At 72.9% G+C, this 17,773-nt stretch carries 15 protein-coding genes; 3 read left to right on the top strand and 12 right to left on the bottom strand.

What is annotated here, in order from left to right; genetic code table 11:
* Nucleotides 1-9 precede the first annotated feature (9 nt).
* The 8 genes from AC3CHW_RS06370 to AC3CHW_RS06335 form a co-directional block, all read right to left on the bottom strand.
* The gene (locus AC3CHW_RS06370) at nucleotides 10-1,140 is read right to left on the bottom strand and encodes an aliphatic sulfonate ABC transporter substrate-binding protein (RefSeq protein WP_488469840.1); all 1,131 of its coding nucleotides are present in this window, start codon (nucleotides 1,138-1,140) and stop codon (nucleotides 10-12) included.
* Between the two features lie 233 nt (nucleotides 1,141-1,373).
* Nucleotides 1,374-2,798 carry a sulfate adenylyltransferase subunit 1 gene (locus AC3CHW_RS06365; RefSeq protein WP_488469839.1) on the bottom strand — a complete coding sequence of 475 codons (1,425 nt, stop codon included), beginning with the start codon at nucleotides 2,796-2,798 and terminating at the stop codon, nucleotides 1,374-1,376.
* A 2-nt stretch (nucleotides 2,799-2,800) separates the two neighbouring features.
* Nucleotides 2,801-3,736 carry a sulfate adenylyltransferase subunit CysD gene (gene cysD, locus AC3CHW_RS06360; RefSeq protein ID WP_217198048.1) on the bottom strand — a complete coding sequence of 312 codons (936 nt, stop codon included), beginning with the start codon at nucleotides 3,734-3,736 and terminating at the stop codon, nucleotides 2,801-2,803.
* A gap of 50 nt (nucleotides 3,737-3,786) precedes the next feature.
* Nucleotides 3,787-4,410: an adenylyl-sulfate kinase gene (gene cysC / locus AC3CHW_RS06355; protein WP_488469838.1), complete on the bottom strand. Its 624-nt coding sequence runs from the start codon at nucleotides 4,408-4,410 to the stop codon at nucleotides 3,787-3,789.
* Between the two features lie 32 nt (nucleotides 4,411-4,442).
* Nucleotides 4,443-5,150, bottom strand: a complete 708-nt coding sequence (locus AC3CHW_RS06350; protein WP_488469837.1) for a phosphoadenylyl-sulfate reductase — start codon at nucleotides 5,148-5,150, stop codon at nucleotides 4,443-4,445.
* The gene (locus AC3CHW_RS06345; RefSeq protein ID WP_398611233.1) at nucleotides 5,137-5,337 is read right to left on the bottom strand and encodes a hypothetical protein; all 201 of its coding nucleotides are present in this window, start codon (nucleotides 5,335-5,337) and stop codon (nucleotides 5,137-5,139) included. The genes AC3CHW_RS06350 and AC3CHW_RS06345 overlap by 14 nt, the downstream gene beginning before the upstream one ends.
* Nucleotides 5,334-7,052, bottom strand: coding sequence for a nitrite/sulfite reductase (locus AC3CHW_RS06340; RefSeq protein WP_398611234.1), 1,719 nt, complete (start codon nucleotides 7,050-7,052; stop codon nucleotides 5,334-5,336). The genes AC3CHW_RS06345 and AC3CHW_RS06340 overlap by 4 nt, the downstream gene beginning before the upstream one ends.
* A 522-nt stretch (nucleotides 7,053-7,574) precedes the next feature.
* Nucleotides 7,575-8,234 (bottom strand): GNAT family N-acetyltransferase, encoded by a 660-nt coding sequence (locus AC3CHW_RS06335; protein ID WP_488469836.1) that lies wholly within the window; start codon nucleotides 8,232-8,234, stop codon nucleotides 7,575-7,577.
* Between the two features lie 90 nt (nucleotides 8,235-8,324).
* Between AC3CHW_RS06335 and AC3CHW_RS06330 the strand changes: the two genes are divergently transcribed.
* Nucleotides 8,325-9,725, top strand: a complete 1,401-nt coding sequence (locus AC3CHW_RS06330) for a YihY/virulence factor BrkB family protein (protein ID WP_398611236.1) — start codon at nucleotides 8,325-8,327, stop codon at nucleotides 9,723-9,725.
* Nucleotides 9,726-9,889: 164 nt separating this feature from the next.
* On the opposite strand, the gene AC3CHW_RS06325 is transcribed toward AC3CHW_RS06330, so the two are convergent.
* From AC3CHW_RS06325 to AC3CHW_RS06315, 3 genes are all read right to left on the bottom strand, one after another.
* Entirely contained in the window at nucleotides 9,890-10,240 is a 351-nt protein-coding gene (locus AC3CHW_RS06325; protein WP_176164658.1) for an ArsR/SmtB family transcription factor, read from the bottom strand.
* A gap of 163 nt (nucleotides 10,241-10,403) precedes the next feature.
* Nucleotides 10,404-10,778, bottom strand: a complete 375-nt coding sequence (locus AC3CHW_RS06320; RefSeq protein ID WP_398611297.1) for an ATP-binding protein — start codon at nucleotides 10,776-10,778, stop codon at nucleotides 10,404-10,406.
* 148 nt (nucleotides 10,779-10,926) lie between these two features.
* Nucleotides 10,927-11,277 carry an ArsR/SmtB family transcription factor gene (locus AC3CHW_RS06315; protein ID WP_398611237.1) on the bottom strand — a complete coding sequence of 117 codons (351 nt, stop codon included), beginning with the start codon at nucleotides 11,275-11,277 and terminating at the stop codon, nucleotides 10,927-10,929.
* 500 nt (nucleotides 11,278-11,777) lie between these two features.
* Between AC3CHW_RS06315 and rsgA the strand changes: the two genes are divergently transcribed.
* Nucleotides 11,778-12,971, top strand: coding sequence for a ribosome small subunit-dependent GTPase A (rsgA, locus tag AC3CHW_RS06310; RefSeq protein ID WP_488469835.1), 1,194 nt, complete (start codon nucleotides 11,778-11,780; stop codon nucleotides 12,969-12,971).
* A 386-nt stretch (nucleotides 12,972-13,357) separates the two neighbouring features.
* A complete protein-coding gene (locus AC3CHW_RS06305; RefSeq protein WP_488469834.1) occupies nucleotides 13,358-14,800 on the top strand; it encodes a dihydrolipoyl dehydrogenase family protein in 1,443 nt (480 codons plus the stop codon).
* A gap of 60 nt (nucleotides 14,801-14,860) precedes the next feature.
* Here the strand turns inward: AC3CHW_RS06305 and AC3CHW_RS06300 are convergent, their stop codons facing one another.
* Nucleotides 14,861-17,527: a glycosyl hydrolase family 28-related protein gene (locus tag AC3CHW_RS06300; protein WP_488469833.1), complete on the bottom strand. Its 2,667-nt coding sequence runs from the start codon at nucleotides 17,525-17,527 to the stop codon at nucleotides 14,861-14,863.
* Nucleotides 17,528-17,773: the final 246 nt, after the last annotated feature.

Here is a 17,773-nt window from a genome sequence, read left to right as displayed (position 1 = left end):
TAGCGCGTGCTAGCTGGCGCCGAGCCCGGCGTCCTCGACCTCGGGCTTCCCCGCGGCCTTGAGCACCTTGTTCAGCAGTGTGAGGTCGTAGATGCCGTCGAGCTCGGGCTCCTCCAGCAGGCCCGCTTCGACGGCGTGCTCCGCCTCGTCCCGCAGCGTCTTGGCGAGCGGGTCGTTGGTGACGTCCACGTTCTTGAAGGCCGGGTCGAGGACCTTGGCGTCCAACTGGCTCCCGGTCAGGTTCTTCAGGGCAGCGTTGACCTGCTTCTTGGCCGCGTCCGGGTTGGCCTTGATCCAGTCGTTGGTGCGCACCGAGCCGCGCAGCACCGCCTCGACGACCTTCGGGTGCTCCTTGAGGAACTTCTGCGAGACGATCACGTTGGTGATGACGAACTTGCCGTCCTCCCACAGGTCACGCTCGTCCAGGATGACCTTGCCGCCCTCGGCCACCAGCTTGGAGGCGGTCGGCTCCGGCACCCACGCCCCGTCGATCCCACCCTGCTTGAAGGTGGTGGGGATCTCCTTGTTGTCCTGCCGGATCACCGACACGTCGCCCTTGCCGGTCTGGGCGTCGACGTCGTAACCCTTCTCGGACAGGTAGTTCAGCAGCGCGACGTCCTGCGTGTTGCCCTTCTGCGGGGTCGCGATCCGCTTGCCCTCCAGGTCGGCGGGCGTCTTGATCTTGTCCGGGTTGGCGACGAGCGAGACGCCGCCGGAGGCGGAGCCGCCGATGATGCGCAGGTTCTGGCCGCCGGACCTGGTGTAGCCGTTGATGGCGGGCGACGGGCCGATCCAACCGATGTCGATGGAGCCCGCGTTGAGCGCCTCGATCTCCGAGGGTCCGGCGTTGAAGGTGAACGGCTTGATCTGGGTGCCGCCCAACTCCTTCTGGATCAGCCCCTCCTGGATGCCCACCAGCGGGGTGGCGTGCGTGACGTTGGCGAAGTAGCCGATCCGCACCGAGTCCAGGCCGTCGATCTTCGCCCCCTTGGCCTTCGCCGCGGGCTTCTTCCCGTCGTCCTCCTTCTGCGACCCGTAGCCGCAGGCGGCCAGCGCGCCGATCAGCAGCGGGGCCAGGGCGGTGGCGGCCAGGAGGCGGCGACGGGCTCTGCGGGCGCGGGACGCGGGAAGGGCAGACATGAAAGGTGGTTCCTCTCAGCGAGCCGGGGCACGCCTCACGGCGGTACCGGCGGTGGTTCCGGGGTACGGAAGGGCACGAGCGATCCGGCCGGGCGGCCGGGGGCGCGGGGGGTGAGGGGACAGCGGGCGGTTAGCACGCACATCGCCCGACCCCGCCCTGACCGGCGCCGAGCGCGCCGCTGCCCACGCGACCGCCCTCCTTCGCGAACGTCGAGAACGCCTCACCCGCCATGTCACGCACCCCGTTCCGCGTCGCCGCCGGGCCGCGCGCCCGACTCCGCCGGACCGGCGGCGAACGCCTCGCCGGCCATGCCCGCGGTCAGCGTCGTGCCGTCCGCCGGATCGATGAGCAGGAAGGAGCCGGTGCGCCGGGACGCGGCGTACGCGTCGAGCGCCAGCGGCTGCGCGGTCCGCAGCACCACCCGGCCGATGTCGTTGGCGACCAACTCGCCCGGCGCCGGGTGCTGGGACAGGTCGTCGAGGGTCAGCCGCGAGGGGATGTCCTTGACGATGGCCTTGACCGTGCGGGTGGTGTGCTTGAGCAGCACGCGGTCGCCGACGCGCAGCGGCCGGTCCGCCACGTGGCACACCGTCGCCGCCACGTCCTGGGTGCTGGTGGGGGCCGCGTCGGCCGGGGCGATCAGGTCGCCGCGCGAGACGTCGAGGTCGTCGGCGAGCCGCAGCGTCACCGACTGCGGCGCCCAGGCCGCGTCCACCGGGTCGCCCAGCGCGTCGATGCCCTCGATCACGCTCTCGCGCCCGGACGGCAGCACCACCACCGGTTGGCCCACCCGCAGCACGCCGGAGGCCACCTGGCCCGCGTAGCCGCGGTAGTCGGGGTGCTCGGCGGACTGCGGGCGGATGACGTACTGCACCGGGAAGCGGGCCACGTCGCGCGCCGGGTCGGCCACGACCGGCACCGTCTCCAGGTGTTCGAGCACCGTGGGGCCGCCGTACCAGTCCATGTTCGCCGACGGGGTCACCACGTTGTCGCCGGCCAGCGCCGAGATCGGGATGGCCGTGCACCACGCGTCGGCTGGACTTGCCGAGCCCGCCGAACCCGCCGCGCCGGACGTGCTGACGGCGCTCCAGCCGGGGATGCCGAGCGAGGCCACGTACGCGCTGAACTCCTCGGCGATCGCGGCGAACACCGGCTCCGCGTAGTCCACCAGGTCCATCTTGTTGACGGCGAGCACGATGTGGGGCACGCGCAGCAGGGCGGCGACGGCGGCGTGTCGGCGGGTCTGTTCGACGACGCCGTTGCGGGCGTCGACCAGGACGACGGCCAGTTCGGCGGTGGAGGCGCCGGTGACCATGTTGCGGGTGTACTGCACGTGGCCCGGGGTGTCGGCGAGGATGAAGCGGCGTCGGGGTGTGGCGAAGTAGCGGTAGGCGACGTCGATGGTGATGCCCTGCTCGCGCTCGGCGCGCAGCCCGTCGGTCAGCAGCGCCAGGTCGGGGCCCTCCGTGCCACGGTGCCGCGAGGCGTGCTCGACCGCCTCCAACTGGTCGGCCAGCACGGACTTGGAGTCGTGCAGCAGCCGCCCCACCAGCGTGGACTTGCCGTCGTCCACGCTGCCGGCGGTCGCGAAGCGCAGCAGCGAGGTGGCCGGCGCCCGCTCGGTCGGCCCGGGCTGGCCGGTGATGATGCTCGTCATGGTTAGAAGTACCCCTCGCGCTTGCGGTCTTCCATCGCGGCCTCGGACAGCTTGTCGTCCGCCCGCGTGGCGCCCCGCTCGGTGAGTCTGGACGCGGCTATCTCCTCGATGACCTGCGAGATGGTCGCCGCCTGGGAGTCGACGGCGCCGGTGCAGGACATGTCGCCGACGGTGCGGTAGCGCACCAGGCGGCGTTCGACCCGCTCGCCCTCGCGGGGGCCGCCCCACTCGCCGGGCGCCAGCCACATGCCCGAGCGCGAGAACACCTCGCGCTCGTGCGCGTAGTAGATCGCGGGGAGGTCGATCTTCTCCCGCTCGATGTACTGCCACACGTCCAGCTCGGTCCAGTTCGACAGCGGGAAGACGCGGACGTGTTCGCCGGGGGAGTGGCGGCCGTTGTAGAGCTGCCACAGCTCCGGGCGCTGGCGGCGCGGGTCCCAGCCGCCGAACTCGTCCCGTAGCGAGAACACCCGCTCCTTGGCCCGCGCCTTCTCCTCGTCCCGCCGCCCGCCGCCGAAGACCGCGTCGAAGCGGTTCTTCTCGATGGCGTCCAGCAGCGGCACCGTCTGGAGCGGGTTACGCGTGCCGTCGGGCCGCTCGCGCAGCTCGCCGCGGTCGATGAACTCCTGTACGGACGCCACGTGCAGCCGCAGCCCGTGCCGCTCCGCGACCCGGTCCCGGTAGTCGATGACCTCGGGGAAGTTGTGCCCGGTGTCCACGTGCAACAGCGCGAAGGGCACCGGCGCCGGCGTGAACGCCTTCAGCGCCAGGTGCAGCATCACGATCGAGTCCTTGCCGCCGGAGAAGAGGATCACCGGCCGCTCGAACTCGCCCGCCACCTCGCGGAAGATGTGCACCGCCTCGGACTCCAGGGCGTCCAGATGGGCGAGCGCGTACGGGTTGTCGGTGTCCGCACCGACGGACGCGGGGGGTGTCATGGGGGGCTCCTCTAGGTCGCAGTGTGCGTCGTTCGCCGTGCGTGCGCCGCTCACACCATCCCCCGACTGGCCAGCAGCGCGTGCAGCGCCGCCGCGGACTCGTGCACGCCCTGCCGGTGTGTCTCGATCCGCAGGTCCGGGTCCGTCGGCGCCTCGTACGGGTCGTCCACGCCGGTCAGCCCGGAGATCTCGCCCGCCGCCTGCTTGGCGTACAGGCCCTTCACGTCACGCTCGGAGCAGACCTCGACCGGCGTCGCCACGTGCACCTCCAGGTACGGCGTGCCCGCGCTCTGGTGCCGCTGGCGCACAGCCTCCCGGCTGTCGGCGTACGGGGCGATCACCGGCACCAGCGTGATGACGCCGTGCGAGGCGAGCAGTTCGGCCACGAAGCCGATCCGCTGCACGTTGGTGTGCCGGTCCGCGCGCGAGAAGCCGAGCCCGGCCGAGAGGAACTCGCGGATCTCGTCGCCGTCGAGCACCTCGACCCGGTGGCCCTCGCTGGTCAGCCGCTCGGCCAGCGCGTAGGCGATCGTCGTCTTGCCCGCGCTGGGCAGGCCGGTCAGCCACACCGTCCCGCCGACCGACCGGGCGGCCCGCACGGCGTTCGCGGTGTTCACGGCGTCCGCGTCGTGCGGGGTGTCCGCGGTGGACCCGTCTGCCGGGGCCGTGCTCATCGATGGCTCCTGGGGTATGTGTGTGTCCGTCATCAGCCGTGCAGCCCGCATTCCGTCTTTCCGCGCCCCGCCCAGCGCCCGGCCCGCGCGTCCTCGCCCGCGCGTACCCGGCGGGTGCAGGGGGCGCAGCCGACGGAGGCGTAACCGTCCATCAGCAGCGGGTTGGTGAGGACGCCGTGCTCGGTGACGTAGGCGTCCACGTCCTCCTGCGTCCAGCGGGCTATCGGCGACAGCTTCACCTTGCCGCGCCGCGCGTCCCAGCCCACCACCGGCGTGCCGGCGCGGGTCGGTGACTCGTCGCGGCGCAGGCCCGTCGCCCACGCGTCGTAGCCGGCGAGCCCCTCCTCAAGAGGGGCCACCTTGCGCAGCGCGCAGCACAGGTCCGGGTCGCGGTCGTGCAGCCGCGGCCCGTGCTCCGCGTCCTGCTCGGCCACCGTCTGACGGGGCGTCAACGTGATCAGGTTGACGTCCATCACCGCCCCCACCGCGTCCCGGGTGCCGATGGTCTCGGGGAAGTGGTAGCCGGTGTCGAGGAAGACCACGTCCACGCCGGGCCGTACGCGCGCCGCCAGGTGTGCCACGACGGCGTCCTCCATCGAGGAGGTCACGCAGAAGCGCGCGCCGAACGTCTCGACGCCCCAGCGCAGGATCTCCAGGGCCGGCGCGTCCTCCAGTTCGCGGCCCGCCCGCTCGGCCAACTCCTGTAGCGCGCTCGCCGTGCGGTGCTCAGTCGTCGTCATGACGACCACTCCTCTCGCCGGTCTCGGCGTCGTCGCGCCGCAGACCGGCAGCTAGCAGTCCTAGGAACGACAGTCGGAACGCACGGTTGCAGGAGACACATTCCCAGGCGCCGCGGCCCTCTTCGGACGGACGGAGGTCCTCCTCGCCGCAGTACGGACAGTAGAATGGCGCGGTCCGCTCGCTCACGACAGGTCTCCTTCGGCCGCTCGGCCGACCCACTGGGCGAACCGCTCTCCGTCGGCGCGCTGGTCCTGGAATCGGGTCAGCAACCGCTCGACGTAGTCGGGGAGTTCGGCCGAGGTGACCTTGAGGCCGCGGACCTTGCGACCGAACCCGGCCTCAAGCCCGAGCGCGCCGCCGAGGTGCACCTGATAGCCCTCGACCTGGTTGCCGTCGCTGTCCGTGACCAACTGGCCCTTGAGTCCGATGTCGGCGACCTGGATACGGGCGCAGGCGTTGGGGCAGCCGTTGATGTTGATGGTGAGCGGCTCGTCGAAGTCCGGCAGCCGCCGCTCCAACTCGTCGATCAGCGCCGCGCCGCGCGCCTTGGTCTCGACGATGGCCAGCTTGCAGAACTCGATGCCGGTGCACGCCATGGTGCCGCGCCGGAACGTCGACGGGTTCACCTGGAGCTCCAGCGCCTCCAGGCCCGCGACCAGCGAGTCCACCCGGTCCCGCGCCACGTCGAGGATGATCATCTTCTGCTCGGCGGTCGTACGCAGGCGCCCCGATCCGTGCTCCTGCGCCAGCTCGGAGATCTTGGTGAGCGTCGTGCCGTCCACGCGGCCCACCCGCGGCGCGAAACCGACGTAGTAGCGGCCGTCCCGCTGCCGGTGCACGCCCACGTGGTCGCGCCAGCGCTCGACGGGCTGCTCGGGCCCGGGCCCGTCGGTGAGCCCGCGCTTCAGGTACTCGTCCTCAAGCACCTGCCGGAATTTCTCCGCGCCCCAGTCGGCCAACAGGTACTTCAGCCGGGCGCGGTTGCGCAGCCGGCGGTAGCCGTAGTCGCGGAAGATGGAGATGACGCCGCCGAAGACGTCCGGCACCTCCTCCAGCGGGACCCAGGCGCCCAGCCGCACGCCGAGCTTCGGGTTGGTGGACAGGCCGCCGCCGACCCACACGTCGAAGCCGGGCCCGTGCTCGGGGTGGCGGACGCCGACGAACGCGACGTCGTTGATCTCGTGCACCACGTCGAGCAGCGGCGAGCCGGAGACCGCGGTCTTGAACTTGCGCGGCAGGTTCGAGTACGCCGGGTCGCCGATGTACCGGCGGTGGATCTCGTCGATGGCCCAACTGCCGTCGATGATCTCGTCCTCGGCGATGCCGGCGACCGGGGAACCGAGGATGGTGCGCGGGGTGTCGCCGCACGCCTCGGTGGACGACAGCCCGACGGCCTCGAGGCGGCGCCAGATCTCGGGCACGTCCTCGATCCTGATCCAGTGGAACTGGATGTTCTGCCGGTCGGTGATGTCCGCGGTGCCGCGCGCGAACTCCTGCGATACCTCGCCGATCACCCGCAGTTGCTCGGTCGTCAGCCGCCCGCCGTCGATGCGCACCCGCATCATGAAGTAGCTGTCGTCCAGCTCCTCCGGCTCCAGGATGGCGGTCTTGCCGCCGTCGATGCCGGGCTTGCGCTGGGTGTACAGGCCCCACCAGCGCATCCGGCCGCGCAGATCGGCCGGGTCGATGGTGTCGAAACCGGTCTTGGAGTACGTCGTCTCAATGCGTGTCCGCACATTGAGACCGTTGTCGTCCTTCTTGACCTGCTCGTTGCCGTTGAGCGGAGTGAAGTGCCCCATGGCCCACTGGCCCTCACCACGGTGGCGACCTGCCTTGCGGCGGGGCGCGGCGGCGGGGGCGCCCGGGGCCGGAGACTGCGGGCGTTCCGAATTGGCGGCCATGGCGATATGTCCTTCGGGGCGGCTTGAGGCCGTGCGGGACGGCGTGCGGCGAGCGTGGCGGATGGCGACGTGGCTGAGCGCGGGCGTGGGCTCAGCCAGGGGAAAGCGGGGCTGCGCTGAAACTCTCGGCTGCGCGCCAGGGCGCCGCAACCTAGCGGGCTGGGCCGGCGGAACCCCGCCGAACCGCGCGCGAGCGGACGCGTGGCGGCCCGTGACGGGCCGGGGCGGGGTGTCGTGAGATCAACGGAACACGCACGTCCGCGGCGGCGGGGACGGCGGAAAACGCGGTGGTGCTGTGCTGTCAGCCCGCCGAACAGATGGCGCTGGACATGCGTCCGAGGTCGACGTGTCGTCGACTCACCAAGGCGATTCCAGCTCTAGACATGACGGAAGCCTGGCACGGGCCTTTGTTGACCGTCCAGCATTGTCCAGTATGTGGGCGATGGAGTCTCGCGGAGTGGGATGCTGTGGGGTCGCTCACACGAGTGAACGGGGTTCGCGTCGCGCCCTCACAGCCCCGCCTTACGCGCTGGTGGGAGCCGGGTACGCGCCGGGCCACGGCCCCGGACTGACCGGCTCCGGCTCCTCGTCGGTCGTGGTCCGGTAGACGCTGAAGCCGCGCTTCTGGTAGTTGCCGAGCGCGTGCTCGCCGTCCTTGGAGCAGGTGTGCAGCCACACCCGCCGGGTGGCGGGCAGATCCGGCCACCGCTCGCCGAGGTCCCACGCCCGCTGGACCCCGACCGACAGCAGGTGCCCGCCGATGCGCCGCCCCCGGAAGGCCGGCAGCAGCCCGAAGTAGACGATCTCCACGGAGCCGGCGGAGCCCGAGGAACTGGCGGAGCCGGAGGAACTGGCGGAACCGGAGGAACTGGTGGAACCGGCGGAGCCGTCTGGGTTCGCCGCCAGCTCGACGTACCCGGCCGGCGTGCCCCGCTCGTACGCCACCCAGGTCTCCACACCCGGGCGGGCCAGCGCCCGCTGCCACTGGGCGTACGTCCACGCCAGCCGGTCGGTCCAGGCGATGTCCCCGCCGACGGAGGCGTACAGGAAGCGGCTGAACTCGGGGCTCGGGACCTCGGCGCGCACGATCCGCACCCCGGCGTCGGGCGCCGGCGCGGGCGCGGGGGAGAGGTCGCCGGGAGCGGTCTGTTCCAGATACCAGGTGGTCACGGTGGTGGTCATGCCGGCAGCCAACCACGCGGCCTCCGCCCGCCCGCGATCGGCCCAGGTCATCCGGCAAGCCAGGGGCGAAAGGACAGATACGGTGAAGACGTGCAGCCAGCGAACGAATCCCCCAGTCGGCCGACCGGTCGACTGCGCAGGGCACGTGCCCTGTCGCAGCATGTGTCCAAGCGCAAGATGGCGTGGCTGCTCCTGAAGGACACCGTCAACTCCTGCATGGAATACCGGGTCACCGGCCTCGCCGCCGAGGCGGCGTTCTTCACGCTGCTCTCGCTGCCGCCGCTGCTGCTCGGCCTCATCGGGCTGCTCGGCTACCTCGACGCCTGGACCAACACCGAGACCGTCGCCACCATCCGGGACAACATCCTCGACGCCTCGGGCACCGTCCTGTCGGACAAGGGCGTGAGCGACATCGCCCGGCCCCTGCTCGACGACGTCATCGAGGGCGGCAGACCCGACGTGATCTCGCTCGGCTTCGCCATCGCCCTGTGGTCCGGCTCGCGTGCGGTGAACGTCTTCGTCGACACCATCACGATCATGTACGGGCTCGAAGGGCACCGCGGCATCGTCAAGACGCGGCTGCTGGCCTTCCTGCTCTACCTGGTCGCCCTGCTCGTGGGGGCGGTGGCGCTGCCGCTGATGGTGGTGGGGCCCGACGCGGTGGTGCAGATCTTCCCGCGCAGCGCGGACACCGTACGCGTCCTGTACTGGCCCGTGGTCATCCTGCTCTCCGTCGCCTTCCTGACCACGCTCTACCACGTCTCGGTGCCCGTGCGCTCGCCCTGGCGGGAGGACATCCCGGGCGCGCTGATCGCCCTGACCATGTGGGTGCTCGGCAGCTTCCTGCTCCGCATCTACCTGACCCAGACGGTCGAGGGCCCCACCATCTACGGCTCCCTCGCGGCGCCGGTGGCGGTACTCCTGTGGATCGGGGTGTCCGCGTTCGCGGTCCTGGTCGGCGCCGCGGTCAACGCCGCCCTGGACCGGGTCTGGCCCTCGGTCGCCACGGCGGCGGCCCGCGAGGAGCGCGAGCGCGAGCGGCGCCGGGCGGTGGCCCGCGCCTACGCCGAGGCGGCGGCCATGGCGGAGGACGGCGACGGGGACGGGGCGGACGCCGAGCCCCCGTCGGAGTTCCCCGAGCGCTGGGCCCAGTTCCTGCCTCCCGAGGACGTCAGGTCGCGGCTGCACGCCTGGCGCGAGCGCGAGCGCACCCAGCAGGGCGACGCCGGGCGTCAGCGGCCCACCGCACGCGCCGAGGAGGCCGCGCGCGAGGCCGCGAGGCCGCCCCAGGACCCCGAGCGCCCACCGGCCCCGGCGACCGACCCCCGCTACCCGCCCCGCCCCAGCTACCCGCCGGGCCCCTTCCCCCCGAGCGCGTACGGCCTGGGCGAGGCCGAACCCCGGCCCGCGGACGCCGAGCCGCAGGGCCCCGCCCCGGAGCGGGGCCGCCCGACGGGCTCGGCGCGCGGCCGACACCGCGCCGGACCGTAGGGCGGGGTGGGCGGCACGGTGGGGTGGGCCGGGGCGTGCGACGGCGCCCCGCGTCCGCGCCGCGTGTCGGCCCCGGCCTCAGCCGGCCGCCGTGCTCCCTGGGGCGGCTGGCCACCCGCGTGGCCCGGGCGCGGGGCATCAAGGCGGGGCCTCAAGGTGGCGCCTCAAGGCGGCGGGTCGGCCCGGTCCGTCGCGGCCTGGAGGTCGGCGAGCAGTTCGGCCTGGTTGGCGAGGACGCCGGTGAGGATGGTGCGGGCCGTCGCCAGCAGTTCGGCGACGCGGGGACTGGTCAGCGCGTAGTAGACGGTCGAGCCCTCCCTGCGGGGCACGACCAGGTTCGCCCGCCGCAACACGGCGAGCTGCTGCGACAGGTGCGCTGGCCCGACCCCCACCTCGGGCAGCAACTCGGCGACCGCGTGCTCGCGCTGGCTCAGCAGCTCCAGTACGCGGATGCGGACCGGATGCCCGAGCGTCTTGAAGAACTCGGCCTTGAGTTGGTACAGCGGCGTGCTCATCGAACCGGCCTCCCATTCCCCCCGCGCTCGGCCGCCCACCGATGCCGGGGCCGCACGAGCCCCACGCGACGCATCCGCCCAGCATTCCTCAGCATGCGGCCATCCTCACCCGCGCACGCCGGGCGGATCGACCCGGGACCACGGGCCGCCCCCCTCGCGGGGGTCACAGGGGCAGGGTGACCCAGATGCTCTTGCCGCCGCCGTCGGCGTCCTGCCGCACGCCCGCGGTGCCGGCCAGCTCCAGCGTGAGCTGGACGACGGTGGCGAGCCCGCTGCCGCCGCCGGTCATCGCGCCGTACAGCGGCGGCTGGTACGGGTGGCGGTCGTGTACCCCGAAGGCGAAGGTGTCCCGGCTCGCCGCGTACATGATGGTGATCTGGGAGGAGAGCGCGGAGGCGTGCCGCACGCTGTTGGTCACCAGCTCGCTCAGGATCAGCAGGGCCGGGTCGGTGACCGGGTGTCGCACGGTGGCGCTGATGCCCCACTCGGCCAGCGCCAGCTCGGCCGTCTCGCGGGCCACCCGCACGGCGGACGGCATGGTGGGCAGGGTCAGCAGGTGCTGGTAGGGCAGGGCGGCGAGTTCGGTCAGCCCGGCGAGTCCGATCACGGCCACTCCGCGCGCCGCGAGCCGGCCACCGGCCGTGGGGACCGCGCCGGGCCAACGGCCCCGCGCGGGACGGTGGCGCTCACCGCGCCGCGACCTTCGCCGGCTCAGCCTCCCGCAGGACGTCGAGCAACTCGTGCCGCCCGGCGAGCATCTCGGTCAGGATGCGCCGGGCGGCCCGCATCAGATCGGCCACGTCGCCGCCGGCCAGCGCGTACACGACCGTCGAGCCGTCCCGCCGCGAGGTGACGATGCCCGACCGGCGCAACACCGCGAGCTGCTGCGACAGCGCGGACGGCTCCACCTCGATCGCGGCCAACAACTCCCGCACGGGCAGCGGCCCGTCCCGCAACAGCTCCAGTACGCGTATCCGCACGGGGTGGCCCAACATGCGGAAGAACTCGGCCTTCGCCTGGTACAGCGGAACCGACACGACCCCTCGACCTCGACTTCCCCGCACTCCGGCCGGGCCGGGTGCGCCCGACCGCGGGCCGGACGGCGGCCGGCGCGGCGACAGGCTGCTGAGCGCGGGCGCCCCTGCGCACCGCCCGCACACCATCCAACGAATTGCGAAGTTTCGCAATTCACCGAATCGGTCAAGCCCACCCCCGCGCCCGACACCCACGGCCACCCGCGAGAAGTTCCGCGAAAAGCCCCGCGAAGAGCCCACGGGGAGCCCGGTGTGACGGCCCGCGAAAAAGCGGTGGCCGGGCCGCGCGGTACGGGGCTAGAGTGCTCGCTGTTCCCCTCGGCGGCAGCAAGCCGCCGAAGTCAGACCGTGTGTGACGAGGAGGTGTCGACCGATGGCTGTCGTTGCGCTGGGCGCTGCCCGCTTCCGCGAGTTCATCAAGTCCACCTCCGTGGTCCCCGGCTGATCCTCTCTTCGCCGCGCGTCGTCGCGCCCGGCCGGGGCCCCTCCCGAAGGGTCACCCTGTGTCTTCCTCTTCTCCTCGCTCCTCCCTTTCCTCTCTCTCCTCCGGTTCCACTGGTTCCGACGGTTCCACTGGTTCCCTTGGTTCGTCCGGTTCTTCCGGCTCCTCCGCCGCGCACCCGCTCGCCCCGTACGGCTGGGACGCGCACTGGGAGGCCGAGTTCGCCCCGTACGCCGCGCAGGGGCTGGTGCCCGGGCGCGTGGTGCGGGTCGACCGTGGCCAGTGCGACAGCGTCACCCCGTACGGCGTGGTCCGCGCGGACACCGAGTACGTCACGCCGCACGACCCGCTGCGGGTGGTGTGCACGGGTGACTGGGCCGCGCTCGACCCCGACGGCACTGACCCGCGCTACGTGCGGACGCTGCTGCCGCGCCGTACCGCCTTCGTGCGCTCCACCTCGTCGCAGCGGTCCGAGGGTCAGATCCTGGCCGCCAACGTCGACCACGCCCTGATCGCCGTCTCGCTCGCGGTCGAACTCGACCTCGGGCGGGTGGAGCGGTTCCTGGCCCTGGCCTGGGAGAGCGGGGCGACGCCGCTGGTCGTGCTGACCAAGGCGGACCTGGTGGACGACGCGGCCACGCTCGGCCACCTGGTCGCCGACTGCGAGAACACCGCGCCCGGCGTGCAGGTCCTCGCGGTCAGCGCGGCCACCGGCGACGGCGTGGACATCCTCGCCGCCTCGCTCGCCGGCGGCACCGCCGTACTGCTCGGCCAGTCCGGCGCCGGCAAGTCCACGCTGGCCAACGCGCTCGTCGGCGAGGACGCGCAGGAGGTGCGGGCCACCCGCGACATGGACGGCAAGGGCCGGCACACCACCACCACCCGCAACCTGCTCGCACTGCCCTGGGGCGGGGTGCTCATCGACACCCCCGGGCTGCGCGGCGTCGGGCTGTGGGACGCGGAGGACGGCGTCGCCCGCGTGTTCTCCGAGATCGAGGCGCTGTCCGAGCAGTGCAGGTTCCACGACTGCGCCCACCAGGCGGAGCCGCACTGCGCGGTCCTCGCCGCGGTCGAGGACGGCTCGCTCCAACAGCGCCGGCTGGACAGCTACCGCAAGCTCCTGCGCGAGAACGAGCGCATCGCCGCCCGCACCGACGCCCGGATGCGGGCCGAGATGCGGCGCGACTGGAAGCAACGGCAGGCACTCGGCCGGCACATGATGGAACGCAAGCGGGGCGTGCAGCGCAAGCCGTGACCCACCGGACGCGTGGTGCCTCGGGGGCCGGGCCCGCTCGGGCCCGGCCCCCGCGGTCGCCGCCGTACCCCGAAGCCGGTACGGAAGGCCCCGGCGTACGCCCGGCCGGGGCGCCCGGCACCGCGACCCGTTGCCCATTCCGCGCCGCCGGGTGGCTCGCCCCGAGCGCCGGGGTAAGGATGGAGCCTTGCGGAGGGCGCGACCCGGGCCAGCCGACAGCGGACCGACCAGCTCACACCGAGCCGCGCCGAATCCGCGCCGGACCGGGCCGCGTCGCCGATGGCGTGACCGAGGCCGCGGGCCCCGGTCACGCCGTAGCCGAGCCGTTGCCGAGGACCGCGGGTCCCCGTCGCCAACAGAGAGAGCGGGTTGTGATGGACGCCGCCATGGACACGTACGACGTCATCGTCCTGGGCGCGGGCCCGGTCGGCGAGAACCTGGCCGACCGGGCGCACGCGCAGGGCCTGTCCGCCGTCGTCGTCGAGAGCGAACTGATCGGCGGCGAGTGCTCGTATTGGGCCTGCATGCCCAGCAAGGCGCTGCTGCGCCCGGTACTCGCGCGGGCCGACGCCCGGCGCACGCCGGGGCTGCGGCAGGCCGTGACCGGGCCGTTGGACGCGTCGGCCGTGCTGGCCCACCGCGACGCGTTCGCCTCGCACTGGAAGGACGACGGCCAGGCCCAGTGGCTGGACTCGGCCGGGATCGACCTGGTGCGCGGGCACGGACGCCTCGACGGGCCCCGGCGGGTCACGGTGACGGAGCCGGACGGCCGACAGCGCACGCTCACCGCGCGGCACGCCGTCGCGGTCTGCACCGGCAGCCGCGCCGCCCTGCCCGACCTGCCCGGGCTCGCCGACGCGCGGCCGTGGACGAGCCGCGAGGCCACCAGCGCCGCCAGCGTCCCGGGGCGGCTCGCCGTGGTGGGCGGCGGCGTCGTCGCCGTGGAGATGGCCACCGCCTGGCGGGCGCTCGGCGCCGAGGTGACCCTGCTGGTCCGTGGCCAGGGCCTGCTGCCCCGGATGGAGCCGTTCGCCGGCGAACTCGTCGCCGCCGCGCTCACCGAGGCCGGCGTGGACCTCCGTACCGGCACGTCGGTGACGGACGTACGACGCCCCGACCCGACCGGGCCCGTCACGCTCACCCTCTCCGGCGACGGGGCGGGCGCGGGCGGCACCCTCGAAGCGGACGAGGTCCTCTTCGCCACCGGCCGGGCACCGCGCACCGACGACATCGGCCTGGAGACGGTCGGGCTGACCCCCGGCGCGTGGCTCGACGTGGACGACACCTGTCAGGTGCGGGACGTGGCGGGCGGCTGGCTGTACGCGGTGGGCGACGCCAACCACCGGGCGCTGCTGACCCACCAGGGCAAGTACCAGGCGCGCGTCGCGGGCGCCGTCATCGCCGCCCGGGCGCAGGGCCTGCCGCTCCTGGAGACCGACCCGTGGGGCGCGCACGCGGCCACCGCCGACCGCGCGGGCGCCCCGCAGGTCGTGTTCACCGACCCCGAGGTGGCCGCGGTGGGCCTGACCGCCGCCGAGGCGGAGCGCGCCGGCCGCCGCGTACGCGTCATCGACCAGGACCTGGGCCAGGTGGCGGGCGCCAGCCTGTACGTGGACGGCTACCGCGGCCAGGCCCGCATCGTCGTCGACCTGGACCGCGACCACCTGATCGGCGCCACCTTCGCGGGCCCCGCCGTCGGCGAACTCCTGCACTCCGCGAGCCTGGCCGTGGTGGCCGAGATCCCCATCGACCGCCTCTGGCACGCGGTGCCGGCCTATCCCACGATCAGCGAGGTGTGGCTGCGGTTGTTGGAGGCGTATCGGGGATAGGGGGTTGGCGCGGCTGGGTGAGGCCGCGGAGCGTGTGGTCGTGGTGGCGCCGTCGGCCCGTCAGGAAGCCGCCAGCCCCTCGATCGCCTGGAGCCTGACCGTGAAGGCCAGCGTCTGCCCCGCCGGTGGGGAGCACCTCACCACGGCGCGGGTGTCCGACGGGACGATCTGTGGTGGGTTCCATCCGGTCGGCACCGAGCCGTCGGCGGAGCCGAAGGAATCGAGCACGCGGGTTTCGGGGGACCAGCGGGTGACCGTTCCGCCGATGTTGCTCAGGCCCTGTTCGAGAGTCCAGGTCGCGGCCCGGCCTGTCGCGTCGGTGGCCATGACGTGGGCCAGGTAGCGGCTCGCGCCGGGGGCCAGGGGGAGGCCGGCCAGGGTGATGGGGTGGGACGTCGCGATGCCGCTGCCCTGGGTCTCCCGTTCGCGGGCCGCGACGCGTCCGGTCCCGGCGTCGAAGGCGAACACCCAGTCCCGCCCGCCGCGCCACTGTGTCTGCCCACTGTCCGTCGTGGACACGCAGCCGCCGAGGTGGGACACCATGTGCTCGTCCTGGGGCAGGGCCCAGGGTTGCGCGGGGTTGCTGGTGCTGCCGATGATCCGGACCGGCGTCGGGCCCCGCCTACCGGAGAACCGCACGTTCGCGCGCGTGCGCGCGCTGGGGCGGAACTCGCAGTTCACGAACGTCGACGCGGTGGGGATCTCCAGCGGGGGCTTGGGGTGCTCCTGGGCGACGAGGAGCGAGGAGTTGTCGATGAGTACCGGTGGGCAGTCGCTCCGTACGAGGAAGCTGGTCTCCAGGACCGAGCCCTCCAGGAGGAGATGGTGCAGGTCGGACGTCGCCACGGCGGCCTGCCAGGTCTCCGGGTGTTCCTGGGTCGTCTCGGAGGAGATGGTCACGCCGATGCCGTGGAAGGTCCCGTACGGAGCCCCCGAGGTGAGCAGCAGCGGCACGATGGAGCGGAAACCGCCGATGTACCAGTCGCGGGCGGTGACGCCGACGATGTCGGTCGCGACGAAGTCGTACTGGGTTCCGAGAACCTGCAACCGGTCGACCCTCGCCAGCGCACTGCCGCCCAGCGCGAGGCCCAACCGGGTGGCGCTGACGTAGAGGTGCTCGATCTCGGAGAGGTACGAGTTGTGCCGTAGCCGCACTCCGTCGCGTACGGCGGTGGCGCGGATGTGGCTGAGCACCGAGCTGTTGGCGAGCTGCCCGTGGATTCCCGTACCGGCGGGGCTCTGGAACTCCAGGCGCCGGACCGTGACGGCCGAGCCCGCGACGGGCGTTCCGCCCCACTGGTACATCAGGTAGACCGGGGTGGGGTTCAGGGCCTGGCCGCCGTCCGCGCGGTACCAGGTCGACCCGACGGTGAAGGCGTCGACGTCACGGTCGAAGTTGATCAGCATCCGGGTGATCAGCGGCCTGGCCGGATCGGCGGGGTCGGGCCTGACGTTGGTGGCGAAGTCGGTGGGGAACTTCGCCGTGGGGGCGGTGAACCCGCGCGCCGCGTCCCGGTCGATCACGAAGTCGCTGATGCGCAGGGAGTCGACGCGGCCGGTGAACGGCCGCGTGTGGTCCAGCCATTCCGGCCAGCGCTGCTGGCTTCGGGCCCCGAGGTAGATGCCTTCCTCGACGGGCAGGGTCAGCTTCGCGCCGGGTGGTGGACGGTGCGCCGCCGGCGGCTCCACGGGCGTGAGCACCGCACCGGGTGGCCCGGCGTAGAGGTCGAGGTGGGTGCCGTCCCAGACGAGGGAGAGGTGGAAGGTCTGCCCGACCGGGAAGCCGCCGGGGTGGGTGACGGGGTAGTCCACACCGTTCAGCCGAGCGGTGGCGCTGACCGTGACCTGTCCCGTCGCACCGCCGAGGAAGATGCCGAACGCGCAGGTCGCCGGCTCGCTGTCCAGTCGCCGCCCCGAACTCGTGACGACCGGCTCACCGCCCCCGAGCGGGAGCGCCTCGGGGCGTACCGTGCACGAGACGGAGAAGGACGCCGCGCCGTCCAGGTCGTCGAACGCCGGGCTGTCGCGGAGGTTGATGGTGCTCCTGTTGCCCGCGCTGAGGGCACCGGCCCGGCCCTCCCCGGTGAGCAACGCGTCCCCCGTGGGCAGGTGTCCCAGCGACCTCGGCGAGACGCACAGCGCGGGACCGTGTCCGGCGAAGAACCTGACCGTGGTGGTGTGCTCGCTCTCGCCGAGCAGTTCGATCTGCCCCCGCTCCCGGTCGACGACCAGCGGGCGACTGACGCGGTAGTAGCCCGCCGGGAAGTAGACCACGCCCGGCTGGAGCGGGTGCAGGGAGCGCATGGCGCGGGTGATGGCGTCCCAGTCGTCGCTCTGGTCGTCGCCTCTGGCGCCGAAGTCGAGGACGTTCGCGAAGTCGTGCTTCGGCGCCACGGTGACATTCCCCCGCGCATCACACTCGCCGACGACGAACGCGCCCTCCACCACCGGTAGTTGACGCGCGCAGCGGCCCTGGGCGTCGGCCACCACCGCCGACGGCGGCCCTGCCCCGAGCCCGGCGACACCGGCGGGTACGACCTCCGGCTGCGCGTAGTAGTTCACCGTCCCGCCGGCCGCCACCGTGGTGGCGGCGACCCCGGTCACCATCGTGCCCGCGTGGAGCGCGGCGAGCGTCCCCCTGGTCAGTTTCTCCGGGGCTTCCTTGTCCAGTGCCGGGCAGAGCACGTCCCCTGCCCGCACGTCGACCGCGACCACTGCTGTCCTCATCGGCCCCTCCGGCCTCGACGCGGTGATGCGACACCCAGCCACGCGGCTCACGGGTCGGGGGCGGGTCCGCGACGCGGACCACCGGACTCGTACGCGGGCAGCCGGGGGCAACCTCGAACCAGAAGACTGCAAAGCGTCAACCGAGGACAGTCACCGGGCGCGCTTTTCACCCACACGGGTGTGCCGTGCGCCGGCGGTGCGCCAGGGTCCCGCGCGGTGCGCCAGGGCTGGGGCAGTACTGGGTGC

This window comes from Streptomyces sp. MGP-BFMKR1, assembly GCF_057766585.1.
This window is presented reverse-complemented; position numbering and strand designations above follow the sequence as displayed.